The organism is Acidiphilium sp. (genome assembly GCF_049977125.1).
In the GTDB taxonomy this organism is placed as follows: domain Bacteria; phylum Pseudomonadota; class Alphaproteobacteria; order Acetobacterales; family Acetobacteraceae; genus Acidiphilium.
Genome location: NZ_JBMFGY010000361.1, coordinates 1 through 1,579, shown reverse-complemented (window position 1 = coordinate 1,579; position 1,579 = coordinate 1). Strand labels below are relative to the sequence as shown.

The 1,579-nt window shown below is 56.0% G+C and carries 1 protein-coding gene; it reads right to left on the bottom strand.

The genetic code is table 11. The features are described from left to right. Positions 1-21: 21 nt before the first annotated feature. Complete coding sequence (locus ACP5E6_RS19075; RefSeq protein WP_427957073.1) at positions 22-912, bottom strand: STAS domain-containing protein; 891 nt, start codon at positions 910-912, stop codon at positions 22-24. Between the last annotated feature and the right edge of the window lie 667 nt (positions 913-1,579).

The following is a 1,579-nucleotide window of genomic DNA, read 5'->3' as shown; positions in this document are numbered from 1 at the left end:
ATCGGAATGCGATCCATGACGTCAGTCCCGCGCCGGTAGTGTCGCAGTAACCGACGAGCTGCGCACGACTGTGCGTCCAGTGCGTTGCAAAGCCAGGGCCAGCGCATCTGCGAGCGACGCTTTCGAGACCACGTTCAGCGCAACCCCAAGATGCACCATGGTTTGCGCAATCTGCGGGCGAATGCCCGAGACAATGCAATCCGCCCCCATTAACCGCGCGGCTGCGATAGTTTTGAGCAAATGCTGTGCGACAAGCGTGTCGACCGTGGGCACGCCGGTAATATCGATGATTGCAATCTCGGCATTCTGGTCAACGATAGCTTGCAACAAACTCTCCATCACGACTTGGGTGCGCACGGAATCGAGTGTGCCGATCAGCGGTAGCGCCAGGATACCTTCCCAAAGCTTTACCACCGGAGTGGAAAGCTCAACGATTTCCTGCTGTTGGCGAACGACCACGGCCTCCCGACTCTTTTGGTACATCTCCGTCGTGTAAAGCCCTAACTGGTCGAACAGCTGCATGATTTTCCAGCTCTCGTCCGCGATCATCAAGGCATCGTCTGCATGTTTGCGTCGGAGCCGCTCAAACAGCGGTTGTTTCAACGAAAACACAAACATCGCCGTTTCGGTCGGGCTGAAGCCCAGAAGCGCCCGTGAACGCGACACCTCGCCAAGCAACGTACGAACCCTCGTGAAAGCTGGACTTTCGACCTCGGCAGGTCCTCCCGGTGCCACCGCCTGACGCAAGGCGGTCAGAACATCCTGGCATTGTATCCTGAGTTCGATTTCCTTGATCCGGCCACCGCCGGTCCCACCGGTCGCTGTGAGGATTGTGACCCACGCGGCGAGCAACTCCTCCCCGTGTTCATCGAGCATGCTAGCGAGTACGGATGTGTTAGCGTCATTCGGCATGTGTGTGGATCGCCTTTATTGATACGTTTACGTCGAATTATTTTAGGCTGTTTTATCTAGAAAGAATCTATGAGTTTCATAATTTCAACTGGAGGGTTGCATATCACCGCCGGGCACGGGCGGAAAGGCCCTCGGAAACTGCGTAGGGCAGAACGCAAGGCGATTATAAAAGTAGCCCTACCGTGACGGTGAAGAGCACCCCGAGAAATGTGGCGGCGAATGCCATGCCTTCTGACCTGATCACCCCTGCGTGGGCGGCACTCCTTGGGTGAGCCGATTCCATAAATGAATATGAGCCAGGGTGATCTTCACCCCGTTTCAGACCCGATTTGGCCATGATCGTCACCGACGGACTGGGCAGGAATGGCGACTTCCAGATGTGTTCCTCGAAGGGATGCAGGGGCCAAATCAGCGCATTACGTACATTCCCGGATAATCATCGTCATCCGCTCGGTAAGGCGCCCGGATCAAAGGACATCGTCGAACACTGGTGGGATTGCCTCGGCATATGAGTTGTTTGGGTCCAATAGATGTGCTCGTGCGCTGGTTTGCCGTCGCGAAACTGGATGATCGCGACCAGCGGAATTTCTCCCCGTACGTCCGTTTGGCGCAACGCCTGGGAGCATCAAATCGACCCCTGAAGGGTGTGTGAAGCTGAAGATCACCT